Source organism: Sphingopyxis solisilvae (genome assembly GCF_015475875.1).
GTDB lineage: Bacteria > Pseudomonadota > Alphaproteobacteria > Sphingomonadales > Sphingomonadaceae > Sphingopyxis > Sphingopyxis solisilvae.
Window position 1 is genome coordinate 34,979 of sequence record NZ_JADKYM010000017.1, and the last position, 23,200, is coordinate 58,178.

General features: G+C 65.4%; 19 protein-coding genes. 10 read left to right on the top strand and 9 right to left on the bottom strand.

The annotated features are described in order from the left end of the window. Window positions 1-69 precede the first annotated feature (69 nt). Genes hutU through hutI form a run of 4 tightly spaced genes read right to left on the bottom strand, consistent with a single transcriptional unit; the run spans window position 70 to window position 5,235 of the window. Window positions 70-1,734 carry a urocanate hydratase gene (hutU, locus tag IR187_RS12335; protein WP_194954912.1) on the bottom strand — a complete coding sequence of 555 codons (1,665 nt, stop codon included), beginning with the start codon at window positions 1,732-1,734 and terminating at the stop codon, window positions 70-72. Further along, complete coding sequence (hutG, locus tag IR187_RS12340; protein WP_194954913.1) at window positions 1,731-2,534, bottom strand: N-formylglutamate deformylase; 804 nt, start codon at window positions 2,532-2,534, stop codon at window positions 1,731-1,733. Before hutG ends, hutU begins: the two co-directional genes overlap by 4 nt. Then, a complete protein-coding gene (gene hutH, locus IR187_RS12345) occupies window positions 2,534-4,054 on the bottom strand; it encodes a histidine ammonia-lyase (protein ID WP_194954914.1) in 1,521 nt (506 codons plus the stop codon). The genes hutG and hutH overlap by 1 nt, the downstream gene beginning before the upstream one ends. After that, window positions 4,051-5,235, bottom strand: a complete 1,185-nt coding sequence (gene hutI / locus IR187_RS12350; RefSeq protein ID WP_194954915.1) for an imidazolonepropionase — start codon at window positions 5,233-5,235, stop codon at window positions 4,051-4,053. Before hutI ends, hutH begins: the two co-directional genes overlap by 4 nt. A 56-nt stretch (window positions 5,236-5,291) precedes the next feature. Between hutI and IR187_RS12355 the strand changes: the two genes are divergently transcribed. From IR187_RS12355 to IR187_RS12365, 3 genes are all read left to right on the top strand, one after another. After that, a complete protein-coding gene (locus tag IR187_RS12355; protein WP_194954916.1) occupies window positions 5,292-6,641 on the top strand; it encodes a formimidoylglutamate deiminase in 1,350 nt (449 codons plus the stop codon). After that, window positions 6,638-7,342 carry a UTRA domain-containing protein gene (locus IR187_RS12360; RefSeq protein WP_324187692.1) on the top strand — a complete coding sequence of 235 codons (705 nt, stop codon included), beginning with the start codon at window positions 6,638-6,640 and terminating at the stop codon, window positions 7,340-7,342. The genes IR187_RS12355 and IR187_RS12360 overlap by 4 nt, the downstream gene beginning before the upstream one ends. 96 nt (window positions 7,343-7,438) lie before the next feature. Next, window positions 7,439-9,472: a transglycosylase domain-containing protein gene (locus IR187_RS12365; protein WP_194954918.1), complete on the top strand. Its 2,034-nt coding sequence runs from the start codon at window positions 7,439-7,441 to the stop codon at window positions 9,470-9,472. Between the two features lie 166 nt (window positions 9,473-9,638). On the opposite strand, the gene IR187_RS12370 is transcribed toward IR187_RS12365, so the two are convergent. From IR187_RS12370 to IR187_RS12385, 4 genes are read right to left on the bottom strand one after another with little or no spacing between them, the layout of a single operon-like run. Beyond that, window positions 9,639-10,703, bottom strand: a complete 1,065-nt coding sequence (locus IR187_RS12370) for a DNA alkylation repair protein (protein ID WP_228765904.1) — start codon at window positions 10,701-10,703, stop codon at window positions 9,639-9,641. A gap of 51 nt (window positions 10,704-10,754) precedes the next feature. Then, complete coding sequence (locus IR187_RS12375) at window positions 10,755-12,155, bottom strand: efflux transporter outer membrane subunit (RefSeq protein ID WP_194954919.1); 1,401 nt, start codon at window positions 12,153-12,155, stop codon at window positions 10,755-10,757. Next, window positions 12,148-15,315: an efflux RND transporter permease subunit gene (locus tag IR187_RS12380; protein ID WP_194954920.1), complete on the bottom strand. Its 3,168-nt coding sequence runs from the start codon at window positions 15,313-15,315 to the stop codon at window positions 12,148-12,150. Before IR187_RS12380 ends, IR187_RS12375 begins: the two co-directional genes overlap by 8 nt. A 3-nt stretch (window positions 15,316-15,318) precedes the next feature. Next, complete coding sequence (locus IR187_RS12385) at window positions 15,319-16,473, bottom strand: efflux RND transporter periplasmic adaptor subunit (protein ID WP_194954921.1); 1,155 nt, start codon at window positions 16,471-16,473, stop codon at window positions 15,319-15,321. Between the two features lie 109 nt (window positions 16,474-16,582). Here IR187_RS12385 and IR187_RS12390 point away from each other — a divergent pair, with 109 nt between their 5' ends. The 7 genes from IR187_RS12390 (at window position 16,583) to rplA (ending at window position 22,013) form a co-directional block, all read left to right on the top strand. After that, on the top strand, window positions 16,583-17,218 hold the full coding sequence (locus tag IR187_RS12390) for a TetR/AcrR family transcriptional regulator (protein ID WP_194954922.1): 636 nt from the start codon (window positions 16,583-16,585) through the stop codon (window positions 17,216-17,218). Between the two features lie 91 nt (window positions 17,219-17,309). Further along, window positions 17,310-18,662, top strand: a complete 1,353-nt coding sequence (locus IR187_RS12395; protein WP_194954923.1) for an MFS transporter — start codon at window positions 17,310-17,312, stop codon at window positions 18,660-18,662. A gap of 154 nt (window positions 18,663-18,816) precedes the next feature. Beyond that, entirely contained in the window at window positions 18,817-19,014 is a 198-nt protein-coding gene (gene secE, locus IR187_RS12400) for a preprotein translocase subunit SecE (RefSeq protein WP_194954924.1), read from the top strand. 37 nt (window positions 19,015-19,051) lie between these two features. Further along, window positions 19,052-19,588 (top strand): transcription termination/antitermination protein NusG, encoded by a 537-nt coding sequence (nusG, locus tag IR187_RS12405; protein WP_194954925.1) that lies wholly within the window; start codon window positions 19,052-19,054, stop codon window positions 19,586-19,588. Between the two features lie 40 nt (window positions 19,589-19,628). Further along, window positions 19,629-20,555, top strand: coding sequence for an acyl-CoA thioesterase (locus tag IR187_RS12410; protein WP_194954926.1), 927 nt, complete (start codon window positions 19,629-19,631; stop codon window positions 20,553-20,555). A gap of 323 nt (window positions 20,556-20,878) precedes the next feature. Then, window positions 20,879-21,310, top strand: coding sequence for a 50S ribosomal protein L11 (gene rplK, locus IR187_RS12415; RefSeq protein ID WP_120218097.1), 432 nt, complete (start codon window positions 20,879-20,881; stop codon window positions 21,308-21,310). Between the two features lie 4 nt (window positions 21,311-21,314). Continuing rightward, complete coding sequence (gene rplA / locus IR187_RS12420; RefSeq protein ID WP_088441336.1) at window positions 21,315-22,013, top strand: 50S ribosomal protein L1; 699 nt, start codon at window positions 21,315-21,317, stop codon at window positions 22,011-22,013. A gap of 458 nt (window positions 22,014-22,471) precedes the next feature. Here rplA and IR187_RS12425 read toward each other — a convergent pair whose 3' ends face one another. After that, complete coding sequence (locus IR187_RS12425) at window positions 22,472-23,119, bottom strand: heme exporter protein CcmB (protein ID WP_194954927.1); 648 nt, start codon at window positions 23,117-23,119, stop codon at window positions 22,472-22,474. Window positions 23,120-23,200: the final 81 nt, after the last annotated feature.

Genomic DNA, 23,200 nt, shown 5'->3' on the forward strand with positions numbered 1-23,200 from the left:
TCCGGCGCGACCATGCTGGCATAGTCGAGTGTCGCGCGACAAGCGTTAAACCCTCGGGCGTGAGCGGGCTTACTTCAAACTCGGCAGGTCCAGCCCTTTTTCGCGCGCGCAATCGATGGCGATGTCGTACCCTGCGTCGGCGTGGCGCATGACGCCGGTGCCGGGGTCGTTCCACAGCACGCGTTCGAGCCGCTTGGCCGCTTCGGCTGTGCCGTCGGCGACGATCACCATGCCGCTGTGCTGCGAATAGCCCATGCCGACGCCGCCGCCGTGATGGAGCGACACCCACGTCGCGCCGCTCGCGGTGTTGAGCAGGGCGTTGAGGAGGGGCCAATCGGACACCGCATCGGATCCGTCGCGCATCGCTTCGGTTTCTCGATTGGGCGAGGCGACCGAGCCTGAATCGAGATGGTCGCGGCCGATGACGACGGGGGCTTTCAGTTCGCCGCTCGCGACCATCTCGTTGAACGCGAAGCCGAGTCGGTGGCGATCGCCGAGCCCGACCCAGCAGATGCGCGCGGGTAGTCCCTGGAACCGGATCTTCTCGCGCGCCATGTCGAGCCAGTTGTGGAGATGCTTGTTGTCGGGCAGCAGCTCCTTCACCTTGGCATCGGTCTTGTAGATATCCTCGGGATCGCCCGACAGCGCGACCCAGCGGAACGGGCCGACACCGCGGCAGAACAGCGGGCGGACATAGGCAGGGACGAAGCCCGGAAAGTCAAAGGCATTCTCGACACCCTCGTCCTTCGCCATTTGGCGGATATTATTGCCATAATCGGTCGTCGGAACCCCGGCCGCCTGCATGTCGAGCATCGCCTGGACATGCACCGCCATCGACGCCTTGGCGGCTTTCGCGACCGCCGCGGGATCGCTCTCGCGCTTCGCAAACCATTCGTCGAGGGTCCAGCCTGCGGGTAGGTAGCCGTTGACCGGATCGTGCGCCGACGTCTGGTCGGTGAGCAGGTCGGGGCGGATGCCGCGGCGGACCATTTCGGGCAAGATGTCGGCGGCGTTGCCGAGCAGGCCGACCGAGACGGGTTTGCTCTCGGCATGGCTCGCTTCGATCATCGCCAGCGCCTCGTCGATGCTCGACGCCTGCTTATCGAGATAGCCGGTGCGCAGGCGCATTTCGATGCGGCTCGGCTGGCATTCGATCGCGAGGCAGCTCGCGCCCGCCATCACCGCGGCGAGCGGCTGCGCGCCGCCCATGCCGCCGAGGCCCGCGGTCAGCAGCCAACGGCCCGCCAGGCTGCCGCCATAGTGCTGGCGGCCCATCTCGACGAAGGTTTCGTAAGTGCCCTGCACGATGCCCTGGCTGCCGATATAGATCCAGCTGCCCGCGGTCATCTGGCCGTACATCATCAGGCCCTTTTTATCGAGTTCGGAGAAATGCTCCCAATTCGCCCATTGCGGCACCAGGTTCGAATTGGCGAGCAGCACCCGCGGCGCATCGCTATGGGTGCGGAACACGCCGACGGGCTTTCCCGACTGGACCAGCAGGGTTTCATCGTCACCCAGCCGTTTCAGCGTCTCGACGATCTTGTCATAGCTTTCCCAGTCGCGCGCGGCGCGGCCGATGCCGCCATAAACGACCAGCTCGTGCGGCGCTTCGGCGACGTCGGGGTGCAGGTTGTTCATCAGCATCCGCATCGGCGCTTCGGTGAGCCAGCTTTTGGCGGTGATGTCGGGGCCAGTCGCCGGGCGGATCACGCGACTGTTGTCGAGACGGGTCATTTCTGTCCTTTCGCAAAATCGAAGGTCGCGGCGATCACTTGCTCCAGCACGGGCCGGATCGCCGGATTGGGGTCGAGCGGAGTGGGCCAATTGGCCGAGGTGATCGCGGTGGGCTCCGCCATATAGCCGCGCTGGGCCAGCTCCATCTGGACCACGTGGACGCCACTTTCCGGGTCGCCATAATGGCGCGTCGTCCAGCCGCCCTTGAAACGGCCATTGACGACATGGCTGTAGCCGCTCGCGGCGCAGATGCTGGCGACGATCGTTTCGAGTTCGGGCGCGCAGGTCGCGCCGCCGTTGGTCCCGATGTTGAATTGCGGCAATTCGTCGTCGAACAGGCGGGGGACATGGCTGCGGATCGAATGCGCGTCATAGAGAACGACCCGGCCGTGCGCTGCCTTCAGTCGTGCGAGTTCGGCGGCCAGCGCGTCATGATAGGGCCGGTGATAGAGGTTCAGCCGCTGCATGATCTCTGCTTCGTCGGGTTCGCCAAAGCGGTACAGCGGTTCGCCGTCGAAGGTCGTCGTCGGGCATAGCTCGGTCGTTGCCTGTCCGGGATAAAGCGACGCCCCCGACGGGTCGCGGTTCATGTCGATCACGCTGCGCGAAATATCGGTCGCGACCAATGTCGCGCCCATATCGGCGGCAAAGGTGTAAAGATCGGCAATCCACCAGTCGGTGTCGATCTGGGCATGCCAGGGCGAGACGAACTGATCATCCAGCCCGGCCAGATCGGTACCCCCGTGCGGGAAGGCGATGACCAGCGGCGCGTCGCCGCGCTGGACGCGCAGCCAGTCCATCAGCCGACACCCGGCAAGCTGGCCGCGACCGCAGCAACGAGGCTGCCCGAACGGATCAGCGCGGTTGCGGCCTCCATATCGGGATGGAAATGGCGGTCGTCTTCGAGCGTCGGCACCGCGGCGCGAAGGTGGCTGTGCGCCGCTTCCAGCGCCTCGCTCGATTGCAGCGGCGCGTGGAAGTCGATGCCCTGGCAGGCTGCGAGCAGTTCGATACCGATCACCGCGCTGGCGTTGTCGGCCATGTCGAGCAGGCGGCGCGCGCCGTGCGCGGCCATCGACACATGGTCCTCCTGATTGGCGCTGGTCGGGATCGAATCGACGCTGGCGGGATGGGCGCGCTGCTTGTTTTCGCTGACCAGCGCGGCGGCGGTTACCTGCGGGATCATGAAGCCCGAGTTGAGCCCGGGGCGCGGGGTGAGGAAGGCGGGGAGGCCTGACAGCGCGGGATCGACAAGCATCGCGATGCGACGCTCCGCAATCGAGCCGATCTCGCACAGCGCCATCGCGATCATGTCGGCGGCAAAGGCGACAGGTTCGGCGTGGAAATTGCCACCCGACAAAGCTTCGTCGGTATCGGCAAAGATCAGCGGATTGTCGGACACGCCATTGGCTTCGACGGCAAGCGTCGTCGCGGCCTGACGCAGCAGGTCGAGCACGGCGCCCATCACCTGCGGCTGGCAGCGCAGGCAATACGGATCCTGCACGCGCGGATCGTCGATCGCATGCGAGGCGCGGATCGCTGATCCCGCCATCAGGCCGCGCAGAGCGTCGCCGACCGCACGCTGTCCGGCATGGCCGCGCAGCGCGTGGATGCGCGGGTCGAAGGGCGCGTCGGAGCCTTTGGCGGCCTCGGTCGACAGCGCGCCGGTGATGAGCGCCGAGCGGAACAGCGTATCGGCGCGAAACAGGCCCGCGAGCGCGTTGGCGGTCGAGAATTGCGTGCCGTTGAGCAACGCGAGGCCTTCCTTGGGACCGAGTTCGAGGGGGACGAGTCCCGCGTCGGCAAGCGCGTCGGCGGCGAGAAGGGTCTGACCGCCGACCTCGATTTCGCCGACGCCGATCATCGCCGCCGCCATGTGCGCCAGCGGCGCGAGGTCGCCGCTCGCGCCGACCGAGCCCTGCGACGGGACGATCGGGGTAATCCCCTTCGCCAGCATCGTCTCCAGCATCGCAACCGTCTCGCGGCGGACGCCCGAAGCCCCCATGCCGAAACTCGCGAGCTTCAGCGCCATCATCAATCGGACGTTTTTTGCCGGCGACGGCGCCCCGGTGCCTGCCGCATGGCTGAGCACAATGTTCCGCTGGAGCGTCGCCAGATCGTCATCGGCGACGCGAACGCTCGCGAGCTTTCCGAAACCGGTGTTGATGCCGTAGACGGGCGCGCCCCTGGCGACGATCCGCGCGACCGCGGCGGCGCTGGCGTCGATCGCGTTCCACGCATCGGCGCTCAGTTCGGCGCTCGCGCCCTCATAGATTTCACGCCAGTCGGCGAGCGCCATGGCGCCCGGGTTGATGATCATTGTCCGTCCTTGATGCGTTGGTGCAGCGGGTTGAAGCCGATGCGGTAAACCAGCTCGGCGGGGTCGGTGACGTCCCAGATCGCGAGGTCGCACGCCTTGCCGGCTTCGAGCGTGCCGATCTCGGCGCCTAGTCCGAGCGCGGCGGCGGCATTGACTGTCACCCCGCGCAAGGCCTCGACCACCGTCAGCCCGAACAGCGTCGCGCCCATGTTGAGCATGAGCAGCAGCGAGGTCGTCGGCGAGGTGCCAGGGTTGTTGTCGGTTGCGAGCGCGATCTTCACGCCGTGGCGACGCATCGCGTCGATTGGCGGCAATTTGGTCTCGCGCATGAAATAATAGGCGCCGGGGAGTAGCACCGCGACCGTCCCGGCCGCCGCCATCGCGGCGACATTGTCGTCGGTCGCATACTCGAGATGGTCGGCAGAGAGCGCGCCGTGCCGTGCCGCGAGCGCGCTGCCGCTCAGGGCAGACAATTGTTCGGCGTGCAGCTTGACCGCCAGCCCATGCGCCTGCGCCGCCTCGATCACCCGCGTGCATTGCGCGGGCGAAAAACCGATGCCTTCGCAAAAGGCATCGACCGCGGTCGCGAGCGGCGCGGCGGCGGGGATCATTTCGCCGACGACGAGGTCGATATAGCCGTTGCTGTCGCCCTGATATTCGGGGGGCAGGGCGTGCGCTCCGAGGAAGGTTGGCTCGACGCGGACCCGGCGCCGCTCGCCGAGCGCGCGGGCGGCGCGCAGCATCTTCAGTTCGTTTTCGGTATCGAGGCCGTAGCCTGACTTGATCTCGATCGTCGTCACCCCTTCGGCGAGCAGCGCGTCGAGGCGGGGGAGTGCCGTATCGACCAGTTCCGCCTCGCTCGCCGCGCGCGTGGCGCGCATCGTCGACACGATACCCCCACCTGCGCGGGCAATTTCCTCATAGTTCGCGCCTTCAAGCCGCATCGTCCATTCATTGGCGCGATTGCCGCCGTGGACCAGATGGGTGTGACAATCGATCAGCCCCGGGGTGATCAACCTGCCGCCGCAATCGGTGGTTTTCGCGGGCCTCGTCGGCGCGCCATCGGCAGGTCCGGCATAGACGATCCGCCCGTCCTGTGCCGCCACGACGCCGTCGTCGATCAGCCCCAGCCCGTCATCGGTCATCGTCGCGAGTCGCGCGTTGGTCCAGCTATGCTCCATCTGGACAACATCTCGCGATTACGTCATTATGTCTAGACATAATATGAGGGCTTTTGATGATGGCTTACTGGTTTCAGCGCGCATGGATCGACAATCAGTGGCAGCACGATGTGCGCCTGACGGTCGCCGACGGGCGGATTTCCGCGCTTGAAACCGGTGTCGAAGCGGCGCCGGGAGACAAACGCCACGCCGCGGCGCTGCCCGGGCTGTGCAACGTCCACAGCCATGGTTTCCAGCGCGGGATGGCGGGGCTGTCGGAACGCCGCAGCCGTCCCGATGACAATTTCTGGAGCTGGCGCGAGATCATGTACCGCTTCCTCGATCGGCTGACCCCCGAGGATGTCGCGGCGATCACCGCGCAGGCCTATGCCGAGATGCTCGAGGGTGGTTTCACGCGCGTCGGCGAGTTCCACTATCTCCATCACGACCCGGCGGGCGTGACCTATGCCGATCCCGCCGCGATGGCGGGGGCGATCGTCGAGGCCAGCGCGGCGACAGGCATCGGCTTGACCTTGCTGCCCGTATTCTACGCGCATGGCAATTTCGGCGGTGCGGCGCCAAGCCCCGGCCAGCGGCGCTTCCTCAGCGACATCGACGGCTTTGCAACACTGCTCGACGGCGCGCGCGCCAAGCTGGTCGGCGACGCCAATATCGGCATTGCGCCGCACTCGCTGCGCGCGGTCGGGCCAGACCAACTCGCGGCGCTGCTCGCCATGGCGCCTACCGGCCCGGTCCATATCCACGCCGCCGAACAAGAAAAGGAAGTCGCCGATTGCGTCGCGTGGAGCGGGGCGCGGCCGGTTGACTGGCTGCTCGATAACGCGGCGGTCGATGCGCGCTGGTGCCTGATCCACGCGACGCACCTCAGCGCGGGTGAAGTGCCGCGGCTCGCCGCCAGCGGGGCGGTGGCCGGACTTTGCCCGATTACCGAGGCGAACCTTGGCGACGGCATTTTTCCCGCGATCGACTATCTGGCTGCTGGCGGCGCGTTCGGGATCGGCACCGACAGCAATATCCTGATCGACGCCGCTGGAGAGCTGCGCGCGCTCGAATATTCGCAGCGGCTGGCGCACCGGGCCCGTGCGTTGCTGGCTGGAAGCGAATCGCCGTTCGTGGGCGCCAATCTCTACGCCCGCGCGCTAGACGGCGGCGCGCAGGCGCTGGGGGTCGAGGCTGGCTTTGCGGTGGGCCAGTCCGCCGACATCGTCTCGCTCGACCTCGATCATCCCAGCTTCGCCGGGACCGACGATGCGACGCTGCTCGACCGCTGGATTTTTGCGGGCGGGGCCGGGACGATTGACTGCGTGTGGCGCGCCGGGGTCAAATGCGTCGAAGGTGGACGCCATGTCGACCGCGCCCGCATCGCTGCCGCCTACCGCAAAAGCGTCGAGCAGATCGTCGCGTGACGCGCGCAGCGCCGAACCCGGCGCGCCGGATCCGCGAGGATATCGAAGCGCGCATCCACTCGGGCGAGTGGAAACCGGGGACGCGCATCCCGATCGAACAGGAACTCGCGCAACGCTATGGCTGCGCGCGTGCGACGGTCAGCAAGGCGATCGGCGAGCTCGTCGCCGCGGGGCTGATCGAACGGCGGCGCAAGGCCGGGTCATTCGTTGCACATCCGCCGGTGCATTCGGCGGTGATGACGGTGCCCGACCTTGCCGAGCTGATTGCCGCGCGCGGTGAGGCGTACCGCTGGGAAGCGCGCGCGATCCAGCGCCGCAAGAACGCTGGCGGCGCCGACATGCTCCGGATCGACGGCGTGCATTTTGCCGCTGGCGAACCCTTTGCGCTGGAAAACCGTACGATCGAACTCGCCGAAGTGCCCGCGGCAGCCGACGCCAATTTCGCCACCGAGGCACCGGGAACCTGGCTCCTCGCGCACATCCCTTGGACCTCGGCGCGCCACGTCGTGCGCGCCGTTGCTGCCACCCGCACCGAAGCGGCGATGCTGGCGACCGGCAGCGGCGCCGCCTGCCTGCAGCTGGAACGCGACACCTGGCGCGGCGAGCGGTCCGTCACCCACGTCCGCCAGCTTTTTCGCGGCGACCGTTTCGATCTGGTTGCCGAGTTTCAGGCCGGAGCGGGCAAGCGCGATCCTGCGTGATATTTGCGCGCCGTTGCAGCATATATTCTGCCCCCAGCGGAACGCACACAAGATATTTGCTTATGCTGTATTGCGATATTAATACGGTGATCGAGCATGGTCTGGCCCCTTAAAGCAAAAACCGCCGATCCGGCGCCCGTCGCACCGACCTTTCCTGTGCCGGACGCTCCCGTTTTCGACGCCCTGCCGGTGGCTGTGCCGGAAACGCGATGGCGCAAATGGTGGCGGCGAATTTCGCGCGGTTTTGCGATTTTCTGTATCCTCTTCATCCTGCTCGTCGGCTGGCTCGCGCTCACCGCGCCCTTGTCAAAATCGCTCGAACCGATCGCCCCGCCGCAAATTACCCTGCTGGCCTCCGACGGCACCCCGATCGCACGAACCGGCGCGATCGTCGATGCGCCGGTAAAGGCCGCGGACCTGCCGAAGCATGTCACCGGCGCCTTTCTTGCGATCGAGGACCGTCGCTTTTACAGCCATTGGGGCGTCGATCCGCGCAGCATTGCGCGCGCGGTGTGGAGCAATGTCAGCGGCGGGCGGACGCAGGGCGGCAGCACGATTACCCAGCAGCTGGCGAAATTCACCTTCCTGACCCCCAAACGCACGCTGGGGCGCAAAGCGCGCGAGGCGCTGATCGCCTTCTGGCTCGAAGCATGGCTGAGCAAGGACGAAATACTCGAACGCTATCTGTCGAACGCCTATTTCGGCGACAACACCTACGGTCTGCGCGCCGCGTCGATGCACTATTTTTATCGCCAGCCCGAAAAGCTGACCCCGGCGCAGGCGGCGATGCTCGCCGGGTTGGTGCAGGCGCCGTCGCGTCTCGCGCCGACCAAGAACCGGGACCTTGCCGAAGAGCGTATGCAACTGGTGCTGAACGCGATGGTCGCTACGGGCTATCTGTCCGCGACCGAGCGAAAGGCCGTCCGTCCGCCGCGGATCGATGTGCGTTCGCGCAACACGTTGCCGACCGGAACCTATTTCGCCGACTGGGCGCTGCCCGAGGCACGCAAATTGAGCGATGTCGGTTATTCGCGCCAGACGATCACGACGACACTCGATGCGCGGTTGCAGGCGGTGGCGCGTCGCGTCACCAGTCGCGCCGGGATCGGGCAGGCGCAGGTCGCGCTGGTCGCGATGCGCCCCAATGGCGAAGTCGTCGCGATGGTCGGCGGCAAGGACTATACCGCCTCGCCGTTCAACCGCGCGACGCAGGCGCGGCGCCAGCCGGGATCGACGTTCAAGCTGTTCGTCTATCTCGCCGCGCTGCGGGCCGGGTGGGAGCCCGATGACGTGATCGACAATCAGCCGATCGAAACCGGGTCATACCGCCCCAAGAACTCGGGCGGCGCCTATTCGAAAACGATCACGCTGGAGGATGCGTTTGCGACGTCGAGCAATGTCGCCGCGGTACGGCTGCTGCGCGAGGTCGGCGACGACAAGGTGATCGACATGGCGCGCGACCTGGGCGTCACCGCCCCGATGACCAAGGGCGACCCCAGCCTGGCGCTCGGCACGTCGAGCATGACCTTGCTCGAACTGACCGCCGCTTATGCCGCCGTGGCGGCGAACAGCTATCCGGTGGTCCCACATGCGTTCGAGGGCGAGGAAAAGGGCTGGTTCGAAAATCTGATCTCCGGCCCGCGCCGTTTCCGGTCCAGCGTTCACGACGACATCGAACAGATGCTACGCGCCGCGGTCAATCGCGGCACCGGCCGCGCGGCGCGTTTGCCGCAGGCGAATTTCGGCAAGACGGGGACCAGCCAGGACAATCGCGACGCGCTGTTCGTCGGCTACGCCAATGGTCTCGTCGTCGGGGTGTGGATCGGCAACGACGACAACAGCCCGCTGCGCGGCATTTCGGGCGGCGGGTTGCCGGCGCGGATCTGGCGCGACTTCATGATGCAGGCGTCGGGGCAGCAAGCGGCGCCGCGGCGTGAGGCCGACCCCCGCGGACCGGTCGAGCCACAGGATATCCCCGACGTCGGCGCGATCCCGGTCGGTGAAAATACGAGCGTCGGCATCGAAGGCGGCAATGCGGTGATCTCGACCGAAATCAACGGCAGCCGGATCGATTTGCGGGTGCCGATCGCGAACGAAGCGCCGGCGCAACCAGCCCCTGCTCCGCCGTGAAGAACGGGCGCGGAGCATCGGCGTGCGTTTCAATCGTTATAGAATAGCGCTGTTCTCTCGCGAAGGGGGGAGTCCATCACCGGCCTGCGCCAGTTTGAACCGTCTGGTGATGGATCCCCGTCTTCGCGGGGAAACGAAAATTTTCTTGAGCTTCGAATAAACGCGCTCAGTCCACCAACAGCTCAAACCCACCTGTGGCCATCGTCTGTCCATTGACGATCAGTTCGATCGTGTGCTGCCCCGGATGATGGCGCCGGGTGCTGAAATCGCGAATGACCTGATTGATACGCAGCGCGACCGTTTCGCCCCCCGCGAGGTCGAACGACTTCCACTTGAACACCTTCGCCGCAGTCTTGCCGCCCGCCCGCGCATAATGGACGCGGTAGTCGACCACCAAAGGCTGATTTTCCGACGAATCCGAAACGATCGCCGCGCTGATCGCAATCCGCTCGCCCAGCCGCACCACCGCTGGCTCGACGGTGAAATTGCGCACCGTCACCGCGGCCCCATGACCGACGCCGATCAGCGCCAGCGCCCGCGGCTCGCCCTGTTTGATCAGGGTGCGCAGCGCGTGGCGGATGATCCAGACAGTGTAGGGATCATGCTGCGGCCAGCCCGCCAGCCGGTCGAGCAGCCAGTCTGGCCGGTCCTTGGCGATGTCGTTCAGGTGATTGGCGACCGATTTGCGGACATAGAGGGCGGGATCGGCCTTGAGCGCCTCGAGGATAGGCGCCGCGCGCGTCGGGTCGGCCTTCAGCGCCGGAACGCGCGCCGCCCACGGTAGCCTCGGGCGACCGCCTTCGCTGGCGAGCCGCCGGACATGCTCGTCGTCGCTGGCCGTCCATCCTTCCATCGTCGCCAGCGCGTGATCGGCATCATGCGCCAAAAAGGGCCGGATCGCGAATTCCGCCGTGCCGAAGCGTGTCAGCACGGCGAGCGCGTCCATCGACCGGTCGAAATCGTCCAGCCCGAAACGCGCAACATATTCGGTAACGGCGATCGCCTGAAAACTGTGCGTCAACTGCGGCGCCATAACTTGGATAACGTCCAGCGCCGCCCCATAATCGGCGGGCAGCGCGGGACGCAGCGCGTCCGCAATATGGCGCACCCGCTCCATGATCGACAGCGCGTCGAGCCCGTCGGTCGCGGCGGCAAGGAACGCCTTCCGGTCAAAACGCGGCGACGCGGCGGCGCCCGCATCGGCAATCGCCGCCAGCGCTTGCGGACCCAATATGTCCTTCAGCAGGGCAGGGCTGGTGCTGTCCGAAATCGGCCTGGTCCTTTAACGGCGTTCGACCAATCCGCCGCCGAGCGCCACATAGAGCGTCACCAGATTGTCGACCTGCGCGCGGCGGATTTCCACCAGCGCCTGTTCGGCGGCGAACAGATTGCGTTCGGCGTCAAGCACCTCGAGATAGGTCGACACCCCTTCGCGGTAGCGCTTGCGCGCGAGGTCGGCGATGCGGCGTTGCGCCAGCGTGCCGCGTTCCTGTGCCTCGACCTGCTCGGCGAGGTAACGGCGTCCCGCGAGCGCGTCGGCGACTTCGCGGAACGCGCCCTGCACCGTGCGCTCATAGGTTGCGACCGCGATATTCTCGCGTGCCTCGGCGACGGTCAGATTGCCCTTGTTGCGCCCGAAATCGAAAATCGGCAGTCGGATCGACGGGCCAAAGCTCCAGCCGAATCCGTCGTTGCTGAACAGATTGTCGAGCGATCCCGATGCAAAGCCGAGGTTGCCGGTGAGCGAGATCGACGGAAAGAATGCCGCCCGCGCCGCGCCGACATTGGCCCGCGCGGCACGCAGCCGTTCCTCGGCGGCAAGGATGTCGGGCCGTGCGACCAGCAGGTCCGACGGCAGGCCTGCGGTCAGCGTTGGCGACTGCGCCTGCGCGACGAGCGGCAACGGCGCGGGCAGGGGACCGGCGACGGGTCCGCCGGTGAGCACGGCCAGGAAATTATCGGCCTGTGCCTTGCCGAGCTTTAAACTCGCCAACTGCGTCTCCGCCTGGGTCAGCAGCGTTTCCGACTGGCGGTAATCGAGTGCCGAAGTCACCCCCGCGTCGAGCCGCCGCTTGGCAATCCGCAGCCCTTCTTTGCGGCTGGTCACCGTCGCTTCGGCGAGCGCGATCTGCTCGGTCGCGCCGCGCGAGGCGAAATAGGTCGATGCGACGTCGCGCACCAGCGCCAGCCGGAACGCCCTTTCGGCCTGTTCGGTCGCCAGATACTGGCTACGCGCGGCTTCGGACAGATTCTTGACTCGCCCCCAGAAATCGAGCTCGAACGACGTCACCCCGACCCCGACTGAGTAGCGGCTGGTCGTGTCGGTCCCGGCGCCGGTCAGCGAAGGGCCGCGCGTGCGCGCCGCATCCGCGCTCGCACCCACCGTCGGCAGCCGGTCGGCATCCTGGATGCGGTACAGCCCGCGCGCTTCGTCGATCTGCGCCACCGCGACGGCGAGGTCGCGGTTGCGCTCGATCGCTTGCGCGATCAGCACCTCGAGTTGCGGGTCGGCAAAGAAATCCTGCCACGCGACATCGGTCGCGCGCTGGCCCAGCGTCACATCGCCAACGAATTCGGCTGGATAATCGGGCGCGGTGGGCAGCGCCGGGCGCTCGTGCGGCGGCGCCATATTGGCGCAGCCGGCGAGCGCGGATGCGGCGAGCAGAACGATCAGCTTACGCATGGGTCGGCTCCTCGCCATGATGGCCCTTTTCGGCCGGCGCTGGCGGCCGCTTGCGGCTCAGCCATTTGCGGACCGAAAGATAAAAGACCGGGATGAAAAAGATGCCTAGCAAAGTCGCGGCGATCATCCCGCCCATCACGCCCGACCCGACCGCGATCCGGCTCGCCGCCCCCGCGCCGCTCGCGATGACCAGCGGCACCATGCCGAGGATGAACGCCAGGCTGGTCATGATGATCGGGCGCAGGCGCAGCTTGACCGCTTCCATCACGGCATCGAGCGTCGATTTGCCTTGGGCCTCCTGTTCGATCGCGAATTCGACGATCAGGATCGCGTTTTTCGCCGCCAGCCCGATGATCGTGATCAACCCGACGTTGAAATAAATGTCGGCGCTGAGGCCGCGGAACATCGAGAACAATACCGCGCCCAGCACACCCAGCGGCACCACCAGCAGCACCGACACCGGAACCGACCAGCTTTCGTACAGCGCCGCGAGCAGCAGGAAGACGACAACCAGCGACAAGCCCAGCAACATACCGATCTGCCCCGCCGACTGCTTTTCCTCATACGAGATGCCGGTCCATTCGAACGCAAAGCCCGGCGGCAGTTGCTCGGCCAGACGCTCCATTTCGGCCATCGCCTCGCCGGTCGATTGTCCTGGCGCCGGCTCGCCCGAAATCGTCATCGCGGGATAGCCGTTATAGCGTTGGAGCTGCGGCGTTTCGGCCGACCATTCGGCTTTGCTGAACGATCCGAACGGCACCATGTCGCCGTTAGCGCTGCGCACGCGCAGGTCGAGCACGTCCTGCGGCGTCATGCGGCTGGCGGCGTCGGCCTGAAGCAGGACGCGCAGCACGCGTCCTTCACGCGTGAAGTCGTTGGCGTAGGCGCTGCCGAAACTGATCGCCAGCGTGGCGTTGACGTCGCCGATCGACAAGCCCAGCGCGCGCGCCTGGATGCGGTCGATATCGACTTTCAATACCGGGGCGTCTTCCTGTCCTTCCGGCCGGACATTCGCGAGCAGTTTGCTCTGCATCGCACCGCCCAGCATCTGGTTGCGTGCCGCGACCAGTGCTTCGCGGCCGTTGGCGCCGCGGTCCTGCAGTTTGAAGGTAAAGCCGCTCGACGTACCCAGCTCCGGCATCGACGGCGGGCTGAGCGAGAAAACAAAGGCCTCCTTGATCCCCATCAAAGCGCCCATCGCCTTGCCCGCGATCGCGTCGGCGCTATCGCCATCGCCCTTGCGTTCGTCCCACGGCTTGAGCGGCGTGAACATGATTGCGTTCGCCTGACCCTGGCCAAAGAAGCTGAAGCCGTTCACCGAGACGATATTCGCGACCTGCGGCTGTTCGGCGAAAAAGGCCTTGGCCTGTTCGGTCGCTTCATTCGTGCGCTCGGTCGTGGCGCCGGGTGGCGCCTGGATCACCGTGATCAGATAGCCCTGATCCTCTTGCGGCAGAAATGAACCCGGCAGGCGCGTGAACAGCAGTGCGGTCACCGCAACCATGACGACAAACACGCCCAGCCAGCGGAGCGGCGCCCCCAGCATTTTGCCGACCCGGTGTTGATAGCGATCGGTTGTCCGTCCGAACCAGTCGTTGAAACGGCTGAAGAAACGATCGACGCGCTCGCCGACCGGGCCGCTGCGTTTGGACGCATCGTGCGGCTTGAGCATCGTGGCGCACAGCGCCGGGGTCAGCGTCAGTGCCAGCAGTGCCGAAAATGCGATCGAGATCGCCAGCGTCATCGAAAACTGGCGATAAATGCCGCCGGTCGAACCGGGGAAGAAGGCCATCGGAATGAACACCGCGATCAGGACCAGCGTGATGCCGATGATCGCGCTGGTGATCTGCCCCATCGCCTTCACCGTCGCTTCATAGGGCGGCAGATGCTCCTCGTTCATGATCCGCTCGACATTTTCGATCACGACGATCGCATCGTCGACGAGGATGCCGATTGCCAGCACCATACCGAACAACGTCAGCACGTTGATCGAAAAACCGAACATCCACAGGCCAAGGCAGGCACCCGCCAGCGCGATCGGCACGACGATGGTCGGGATAACCGTCGCGCGCCAGTTCTGCAGGAACAGGAACATCACGAGGAAGACGAGCACCATCGCCTCGACCAGCGTCATCACGACCTCCTCGATCGACAGCTGGATGAACGGCGTCGTGTCATAGGGGATCGACCAAGTGATGTCGGGCGGGAATCCCTTGGACAAGGTTTCCATTTGCTCGCGGACGCCCTCTGCCGTCGCGAGCGCGTTGGCGCCCGGGGTCAGCTGGACGGCAAGCCCTGCCATCGGCTTTCCATTGAGCTCGGACGAAAAGAGGTAGCTGGCAGCGCCCAGTTCGACGCGGCCGACATCGCGCAAGGTGACCGCCGAACCGTCGGGATTCGCGCGCAGGATGATGCTCTCGAACTGTTCGGGCTTGGTAAAGCGGCCTTGCGTCGTAATGACCGCGTTGATCTCGGCGCCTTTTGCAATCGGCTGGTCGCCCAGCTGGCCGCCCGGTGTCTGGCTGTTCTGCTCCTGAACGGCGCGCAGCGCTTCGGCGGCGGACAATTTGTAGGACGCCAGCTTTTGCGGATCGAGCCAGATCCGCATCGCATATTCGGGCGCGAACGCCTGGACATTGCCGACCCCGTTCACACGGCGCAGCTCGTCGAGCACGCGCGTGTTGGCGAAGTTGTTCACCTCCATCGGGTCGGTGTTGCCGCTTTTCGAGGTGATCGCGACGATAAGCAGAAAGCCCGAATTGGCCTCTGTGACCGAAATACCCTGTCGCCGCACATCTTCGGGCAGCCGCTGCTCGACGCGGCGAAGGCGGTTCTGCACCTCCATCTGCGCATTGTCGATGTCGGTCCCCGCCTCAAAGGTCAGGGTGATCGACGCGGTGCCGTTCGATTCGCTGGTCGAGGCCATGTAGAGGAAACCCTCGACCCCGTTCAGCTCCTGCTCGATGACCTGCGTGACATTCTGTTCGAGCGTGCGCGCGTCGGCGCCCGGATAGGTTACGCCGATCGTCAGCGACGGCGGCGCGACCGACGGATATTGTTCGACAGGCAACCCGCGCAGCGCGATGATCCCGGCGAGCAGGATGCCGATGGCGATGACCCACGAAAAAATGGGCCGGTCGATAAAGAAACGGGGCGTCATCGGTCAGCGCTTCGCCGCGGGAGTCGACGTCGTTCCCTTGGGCGGCGCGATGCGCACCGGCTGCCCCGGCTGAACCTTTTGCAGTCCGTCGACAATCACCCGGTCGCCGGGCCTCAGCCCGTCGAGAACCGCCCATTGGCCCGCCACCATGGCGCCGAGCTTGATCGGACGCGGCGTGGCGACATTCTTGGCGTCGAGCACCATCACGCTCGCGGCGTCGGCCGCCAGCTTGACCGCGCGCTGCGGGATAAGCATCCCGTCGGCGCGGTTACCGGCAAAGATGCGTGCGCGCACGAACTGGCCGGGCAGCAGCGCGGCGTTGGGATTGGGAAATTCGGCGCGCAGCGCCGCGGTGCCGGTCGCCTCGTCGATCGACAGGTCGAGGAAGTCGAGATGGCCGACCACCGGGTAAGCGCTGCCGTCCTCCAGGATCAATTGCACTTCGACGCGTTCGAGCGCCGGGGCGCTGACCTTGCCCGATCCCATGTCGCGGCGCGTCGCCAGCAGGTCCGAACTCGACTGGCCGAAATTGACATAGACGCGATCGATCTGCTCGATCGTCGTCAACAACGTCCCCTGCGCCGCACTCACCAGCGCACCCTCGGTCACCTCGGCGCGGCGGATACGGCCCGAAATCGGTGCGGTCACCGACGCATAACCCAGGTTCAGCCGCGCCGATTCGAGATTTGCCTGCGCTGCCTGGACATCGGCCTCGGCGGTGCGCTGGGCGGCGACCGCCGCGTCATATTCCTGGCGGCCGATCGCCTGGTCGGCGAGCAGCGGCTGGTAACGCGCAACGACCTGCCGCGCGTTGGCGGCGGTTGCCTGTGCCCGCGCGAGCTGCGCGCGCGCCGCATTGGCGTTGGCGGTCAACTGACGCGGATCGATGCGGAACAGCGCGGTTCCCGCACGCACAAAACTACCTTCGTTGAACAGTCGCCGCTCGACAATGCCGTCGACGCGCGCGCGCACCTCCGACGTGCGAACGGCCTGGACGCGCCCCGGCAGTTCGATGACGTTCGGTACTGCCTGCGACCGCACGGTCACGATAGTGACTTCGGGCGGCGGCGGGGCGGGCGGGGGTTCGGACGAACAGGCGGCCAGCAACAGGGCCAACGCGCCAACGATGGCGCAGGCGAAAGAACGAGCGCGACTCATAACGACCCCTGATAAATCCGCAAAATGAAAGGATGGCGACGCGAAAAAGGCGTTGCGTTTGGCGTGATGTAATTTAGATTACAGAAAAGCGCAAGGGAGAGAATCGCGCATGGACAATTTTGATCTGCTCGACTGTTCGGCCGGGCCACCCAGTTTGCGTGAGCGGCGGCAGGAAGCCATATTGGACGCTGCGGAGGCGCTGTTTCTCGAACAGGGCTATGAGCGAACGGCGCTGGCGGACATTGTCAAGCGGTCGGGCGGATCGCTCGCCACGCTGTACGACCTGTTCGGCAACAAGCAGGGGCTCCTCCACGCGATTGCAGCGCGCTGGGGTGAGGAGACGCGCTGCGAACCCGGCGCGTGCGAAGCGATGGGCCAACTGTCCAACGTCGAGCTTTTGACCGGCTATGCCTATCGGCAATGCGACCGGATGCGGTCGCCGCGCGCGGTCGCATTGATGCGGATGCTGATTTCCGAAAGCTTGCGTGACCGCGCGTTCGCGCTGCAAATCTACCGCGACCTCCATATTCCGGCAGTCGAAGAATTGTCCGAATTGTTTGCCGCCTGGGCGGCAGCGGGGGAAGCGGAGATCGACGATCCCGAAGCGGCGGCCAAGCTGCTGCTTAGCATCGTCATCGGCGATTCGATGCTCCATGCGCTGGCCGGGCTGGACGACGAATGGCTGACCCACGAACAGATCGACTGGCGCCTCAGACCGTTTCTGTCGCACTTCAAGATCGGTTAGGCTTTCGACCATCGCGCCTTTGTCGCGGGCTTGTTGACAGGGCTGTCAATAACTGAAAGCTTGCGCGCTCCGGCAAGGGGAGCGTTGCATCTTGGCCAGTACCGTTCTGCCATCCGTTGACCCCGCCGGACAGGAAGCCGCGCTTCGCCCGCGGACCGTCGCCGCCTATGCCGCTACCGCCGGGCCGACGGTGATCCTGGGCTTGCCGTTCAGCGTTTACCTGCCGCCCTATATTGCCGAGGGCGGGATCATTCCGGTGGCGCTCGTCGGGCTGCTGTTTTCGCTGACGACGATCTGGGATGGCGTCGTCGATCCGTTGATCGGGACGATGGTCGACCGCGTGCGCACCGGGCTCGGCGCGCACCGGCGCTGGATGCTGATGGCGCTGGCCCCGCTCGCGCTGCTGCTGCTGGCGATCGTCACCATCGGCGACCAGCTGCCCTTCGCCGCCCTGTTCGTGATGATGGTGCTCTTTTATTCCAGTTTCAGCCTTTACGAGGTGGCGCAGCTGTCGTGGGGATCGGCGCTGGTGCGGACGCCCGCCGACAGCGCACTGCTCTATGGCATGCGCGACTGGTTCGCGAAAATCGCGCTGATCCTGGCGTTCGCTGCGCCGGCAGCAGCGCAGCTCTTGTTTCCGGGCGTCAGCCTGCAGGGGCGGATCATGGCCTATGCCAGCCTGTTCATGCTGATGGTGCCGATCGCGCTCTTTGCCATCCGGCGCGTACCGGCGCGCGCCGTGGTTGCCAAACCCGGCATCGGCTGGCGGCAGGAAATCCGGGTATCGCTGTCCTATCCGCCGCTCATGCTGCTCCTCGGGGTGCAGTTTCTCAACAGCTTCGCCTTCGGTTCGCTGACGGCGCTGTTCGTCTTTTTCGCTGCCGCCGTGCTCGATCTCGACGCGCAGAGCGCGGTGTTGCTGTTCGCCAGCTTTGTCGGCGGCGCTTTGGCGTCGCCGGTCTGGACGTTGCTGGCGCGGCGGTTCGGCAAGCCGCCGATGATGATCGCCATGGGCCTGCTGATCTCCGGATTGCTGATCGCGACCCTGTTCCAGGCGCCCGCCGGGCTCGGCCAGGCAACCGGCTTTTCGATGGCGCTCGGGACGGGCTTCGTCGGCCTGTTGTTTACCCATTCGATGCTGGCCGACATCATCCCGCGCGATGCGGCGCGATGCGGACGGAATCGTTCGGCATTTCTGTTCGCAATGCTCAATCTGATGCAGAAATTCGGGGTCGCTGCGGCGATTGCGGTCAGCTATATCCTGCTCGACGTGGTCGGTTTCGATCCGGCGAACGGTGCGGCGGCGGCGCGCGAACTGCACCTGTTGTTCGCGCTCCAGCCGACGGCCAGCTGGCTGGTCATGGCACTGCTGCTGCTGCTGATCCGGCGGGCGCTCGCGCACGAGGCTACCCCCGCACTTGCATTCACCGCGACGCGCCAGTAAAGGCGGCGTTCAATCGGACAGATGCGCCGCTTTTTCCGCCTTTCGCCGACCTGCTCGGGGAGGGTGGGCGGACTATTGCCCAAAGCGTGCTTGACGCGCGGGGCATGGCGACCCATCTGCTCCGAAATGCGTTTTTAAGGACAGGACGATCGACATGGCAAAGACCAGCCCGGCGGAGTTCATCAACCAGGTGCGCACCGAAGCCCGGAAAATCGTCTGGCCGACGGGGCGCGAGACGGTGCAGACAACGATCATGGTGTTGATCATGACGACGATCCTGTCGTTGTTCTTCCTTGGCGTCGATACGGTTTTCAACGCGATCGTCAGCTGGCTGACCTCGCTCGCGCGCTGATTTCGGCGCGGCTTCATCAACAGGATACGGGATACACATGGCGCGCTGGTACATCATTCACGCCTATTCGGGTTTCGAGAACAAGGTGCGCGATTCGGTGCTTGCCGAAGCCGAGCGGATGGGGCTGACCGATTTCGTTGAAGCGGTCGAGGTGCCGGTGGAAACCGTTACCGAGGTCAAGCGCGGCAAGAAAGTGCAGGCGGAACGCAAATTCTTCCCCGGCTATGTCCTCGCCAAGCTGACCATGACCGACGACGTCTATCACTTGGTCAAGAACACGCCGAAGGTCACGGGCTTCCTGGGCTCGTCGGGCAAGCCGCAGGCGATCAGCGAGGCCGAGGCCGCGCGCATCCTGAACAGCAAGGAAGAGGCCGCGGCCCGACCGAAGACCGAGATCCGCGTCGATTACGAAATCGGCGATCAGGTCAAGGTGCTCGACGGTCCGTTCGCCAGCTTCAACGGGCTGGTCGAGGAACTCGATTTCGAAAAGGCGCGCGTCAAGGTGTCGGTGTCGATCTTTGGTCGCGCCACCCCGGTCGAGCTCGACTTCGAACAGGTCGAACGCATGAAGTGATGGCCCTCGGCTGTCGCTACCTCAAGGAACGGATGACGATATGAGCCTGACTCCCGCCGAGATTCAGGCTCGCATCGATCGCGCCCGCGAAATTCAATCTGCCTTTTCGCCGGAAAAAGTGGTCGGTGCAGTCACTCGCCTGTTCGACCTCGTTCCCTCCGATGAGCCCGACGAATATAGCTTCCCGGCGTTCAACAAACCGACGCGCGACCGCATCTTCGGCGGCCAGGTGATTGCACAGGCGCTGGTCGCCGCGGCGCGCACCGTCGATCCGGGCAAGTCGGCGCATTCGCTCCACGCCTATTTCCTGCGCGGCGGCGACGAAGCGAAGCCGCTGCATTTCCGCGTTCACCGCGATTTCGACGGGCGCAGCTTCGCCAACCGCCGCGTCGTCGTGCGCCAGGACGGCAAGGTGATCTTCAACCTCACCGCATCCTTCCATGCCCCCGAACCCGGCGCGTCGCATCAGGTGCCGATGCCCGACCTGCTGCCGCCCGACCAGTGCGTCGAGTTCACCGAAAATCTTGCCGCCGATCCCAATGTCAGCGACGCCCAGCTCGACCGCATGGCGCGCCTGCGCCCGTTCGAGATGCGCAGTTTCCGCCCGCCCTCGACCGAAAAGGCGTCGGCGCATTATCAATGGTATCGCCTCGCCGCGCCGATCGGCGACGACCCGCTGCTTCATCGCGCCTTCCTTTCCTATGCGTCCGACATGGGACTGCTGTCGTCCTCGCTGCTCCCGCACGGCTTCACCTGGTCGACCCCCGGGCTGTTCTCGACCAGCCTCGATCATGCGATGTGGTTTCACGACGACATCCGCGTCGATGAGTGGTTCGCCTATGTGATGGACAGCGACTGGACCGGCGCCGCGCGCGGCATCAACCGCGGCCTCGTCTATCGCCCAGACGGCACACTGATCGCATCGGTGATGCAGGAAGGATTGCTGCGGCTGGTACCGCAAGGCTGATCCGGGTTTCCTCTCCCCTTGGGAGAGGATAGGCAGACTTGCCAGCTTGCTGGTTAGGATGCCTTGGTGAGGGTCTCTGGCGTCTGATCCCCTCACCCAGCTTCGACTAGGCAGCAAGCTCCCAAGCCTTCGCAACCCTCTCCCAAGGGGAGAGGGAGGCGCCCAAAACCCTTGCCTCACCGCCCGTTTCCAGCTAACGGCCCCGCTTCGCGTCAGATAAGGGCGTGATTCCGCGCGGGAGGAAGGGGTGATGCCCTTCTGTTCGACCGCTAATTTTGAGGTTCACCGGCAACGGCGGACCGACAGAAAGATAGGAGGCCATCATGGCTAAGAAGATCAGCGGCTATATCAAGCTGCAAGTACCGGCAGGGACCGCAAACCCCTCGCCGCCGCTCGGGCCGGCACTCGGCCAGCGCGGTGTCAACATCATGGAATTCTGCAAGGCGTTCAACGCCGCGACGGATGGCATGGAAAAAGGCACCCCGACCCCGACCATTATCACCGTGTTCGCCGACAAGAGCTTTTCGTTCGTCACGAAGACGCCGCCGGCAACCTATCTGATCAAGAAGGCCGCAAACCTGAAGTCGGGTTCGAAAGAGCCGGGCAAGATCAGCGGCGGCAAGATCGCCCGCTCGAAGCTGACCGAAATCGCCGAGATCAAGATGAAGGATCTCAACGCGAACGATCTGGAACAGGCGACGAAGATCATCGAGGGCAGCGCGCGCTCGATGGGCCTCGAAGTGACGGAGGGCTGAACCCATGGCAAAGCTGACCAAGAAGCAGAAGTCCCTCGAGGGCAAGGTTGACAGCCTTAAGCTGCACACCGTTGACGAAGCGCTGAAGACCGTGCGCGAGCTGGCCTCGGCCAAGTTCGACGAAACGCTCGAAGTCGCGCTCAACCTGGGTGTCGATCCGCGCCACGCCGACCAGATGGTCCGCGGCGTCGTGACGCTGCCCGCCGGGACCGGCAAGGACGTCAAGGTTGCCGTGTTCGCGCGCGGCGACAACGCCGACAAGGCGCTGGCCGCCGGCGCCGACAAGGTCGGTGCCGAAGACCTGATGGAAGACATGCTCGCGGGCAACCTCGACTATGGCCGCGTCATCGCGACGCCGGACATGATGGGCATCGTCGGCCGCCTGGGTAAGACGCTGGGTCCGAAGGGTCTGATGCCGAACCCGAAGCTGGGCACCGTGACCCCGAACGTCGCCGAAGCCGTGAAGGCCGCCAAGGGCGGTCAGATCGAATTCCGCGTCGAAAAGGCCGGCATCATCCACGCTGGTCTGGGCAAGCTGTCGTTCGGCGAGGAAAAGCTCCGCCAGAACTTCGACGCCTTCGTCGACGCGATCGTCAAGGCCAAGCCGGCGGGCGCGAAGGGCAAGTACGTTCGCAAGATCGCGCTGTCGTCGTCGATGGGCCCGGGCGTGAAGGTCGACACGGCCGACGTCACCGGCGCCTGATTTCGATCAGCACTGGATTAGGGAAGGGCCGGAGGAAACTCCGGTCCTTTTCTTATGGGGGTTTGGGGGTGGTAGCTGCTGACAAGGCTACCGGCTCTGGGGTTGTGCCCGAGCGTTCTTCGATTTCAAGCGCATGCGGATTCGATCACCAATAACAACGGCAAGGCCAACGCCGACGAGGGCCATCAGAACGTGGTCACCAAACCATCCTGATACGCCGCGCGCCGCAATGACGGTTATGCAGATCAGCGTTAACTCCTGGCGCCAATTCATTGATTATGCTCCACCTGTTGCGAACGGGGTATGGTCCGATTTCTCCTCTATCGCAACCTTCTGCACCCGTGGAAAACAGCCACCTTCCATTTCCGTTCGTGTCGAGCGAAGTCGAGACACGCTTGGGAAGCGCCAGCCTTCGCGTGTCTCGACTTCGCTCGACACGAACGGGTTGGAGGCGTTGCTTACTCCCTAAGCCCCCGAAGGGCCCCCCCCGCCGCAAACGGCCCGATCATCGTCAGCAGCAAGCTCGTCGCGCCCAGCAATTTCACTGCCCCGCGCCCCGAAGGGTCGAGCATCCCCGCGCCAAAGATCAGCAGCGGCACTGCCAGCGGCAGCACCAGCAGCCCGCCGATCGCGCTTCCGCCCTTCAGCCCGGCGGTCAGCGCCGCGCTCAGCACCGCCAGCGACGCCAGCGCCGGGATCGCAATCGCAATCCCCGTCGCCAGCACCTCGACCCGCGCCGCGTCCTGCGCCAGCAACGCCGCCGCCGGGAACAACGCGATCATCAACGGCAGCCCGAACGCGATTCCATGCGCCAAAATCTTGACCGCCGCGATCACCTCGTCGGCGATCCCGCGCACCGCGAGCTGATCGAGCACGCCCGCATCGCGGTCGGGCCGCACCAGCCGGTCGATCGGCAGCAACGCCGCGAGCAACGCCGCGACCCACACCATCCCGCCGCCGGCACGCCGCAGCAGGGGCGCATCGGGGCCGACCGCAAAGGGAAAGGCGGTCGCGACGAGCAGGAAGAACAGCACCGGCAACCACAACGCCCCGCTGCCCCACGCCCGCCGCAGGTCGCGCCAGAGCAGGGCGAGCAGGGTGGTCATGCCCCCAAACCCTTCCTCGTCATTGCGAGCGCAGAATGCGACGCCAGCAACACCGCCCCGCCATTAGATCGGAAGAGCACA

Bases quoted from the DNA above. Each gene is read 5' to 3' on its own strand.
- IR187_RS12385 (WP_194954921.1), bottom strand. From the start codon at position 16,473: ATGAGTCGCGCTCGTTCTTTCGCCTGCGCCATCGTTGGCGCGTTGGCC.
- nusG (WP_194954925.1), top strand. From the start codon at position 19,052: ATGGCGCGCTGGTACATCATTCACGCCTATTCGGGTTTCGAGAACAAG.
- IR187_RS12375 (WP_194954919.1), bottom strand. From the start codon at position 12,155: ATGCGTAAGCTGATCGTTCTGCTCGCCGCATCCGCGCTCGCCGGCTGC.
- hutU (WP_194954912.1), bottom strand. From the start codon at position 1,734: ATGACCCGTCTCGACAACAGTCGCGTGATCCGCCCGGCGACTGGCCCC.
- hutI (WP_194954915.1), bottom strand. From the start codon at position 5,235: ATGGAGCATAGCTGGACCAACGCGCGACTCGCGACGATGACCGATGAC.
- IR187_RS12365 (WP_194954918.1), top strand. From the start codon at position 7,439: ATGGTCTGGCCCCTTAAAGCAAAAACCGCCGATCCGGCGCCCGTCGCA.
- hutG (WP_194954913.1), bottom strand. From the start codon at position 2,534: ATGGACTGGCTGCGCGTCCAGCGCGGCGACGCGCCGCTGGTCATCGCC.
- IR187_RS12355 (WP_194954916.1), top strand. From the start codon at position 5,292: ATGATGGCTTACTGGTTTCAGCGCGCATGGATCGACAATCAGTGGCAG.
- rplK (WP_120218097.1), top strand. From the start codon at position 20,879: ATGGCTAAGAAGATCAGCGGCTATATCAAGCTGCAAGTACCGGCAGGG.
- IR187_RS12390 (WP_194954922.1), top strand. From the start codon at position 16,583: ATGGACAATTTTGATCTGCTCGACTGTTCGGCCGGGCCACCCAGTTTG.
- secE (WP_194954924.1), top strand. From the start codon at position 18,817: ATGGCAAAGACCAGCCCGGCGGAGTTCATCAACCAGGTGCGCACCGAA.
- IR187_RS12380 (WP_194954920.1), bottom strand. From the start codon at position 15,315: ATGACGCCCCGTTTCTTTATCGACCGGCCCATTTTTTCGTGGGTCATC.
- hutH (WP_194954914.1), bottom strand. From the start codon at position 4,054: ATGATCATCAACCCGGGCGCCATGGCGCTCGCCGACTGGCGTGAAATC.
- IR187_RS12410 (WP_194954926.1), top strand. From the start codon at position 19,629: ATGAGCCTGACTCCCGCCGAGATTCAGGCTCGCATCGATCGCGCCCGC.
- rplA (WP_088441336.1), top strand. From the start codon at position 21,315: ATGGCAAAGCTGACCAAGAAGCAGAAGTCCCTCGAGGGCAAGGTTGAC.
- IR187_RS12425 (WP_194954927.1), bottom strand. From the start codon at position 23,119: ATGACCACCCTGCTCGCCCTGCTCTGGCGCGACCTGCGGCGGGCGTGG.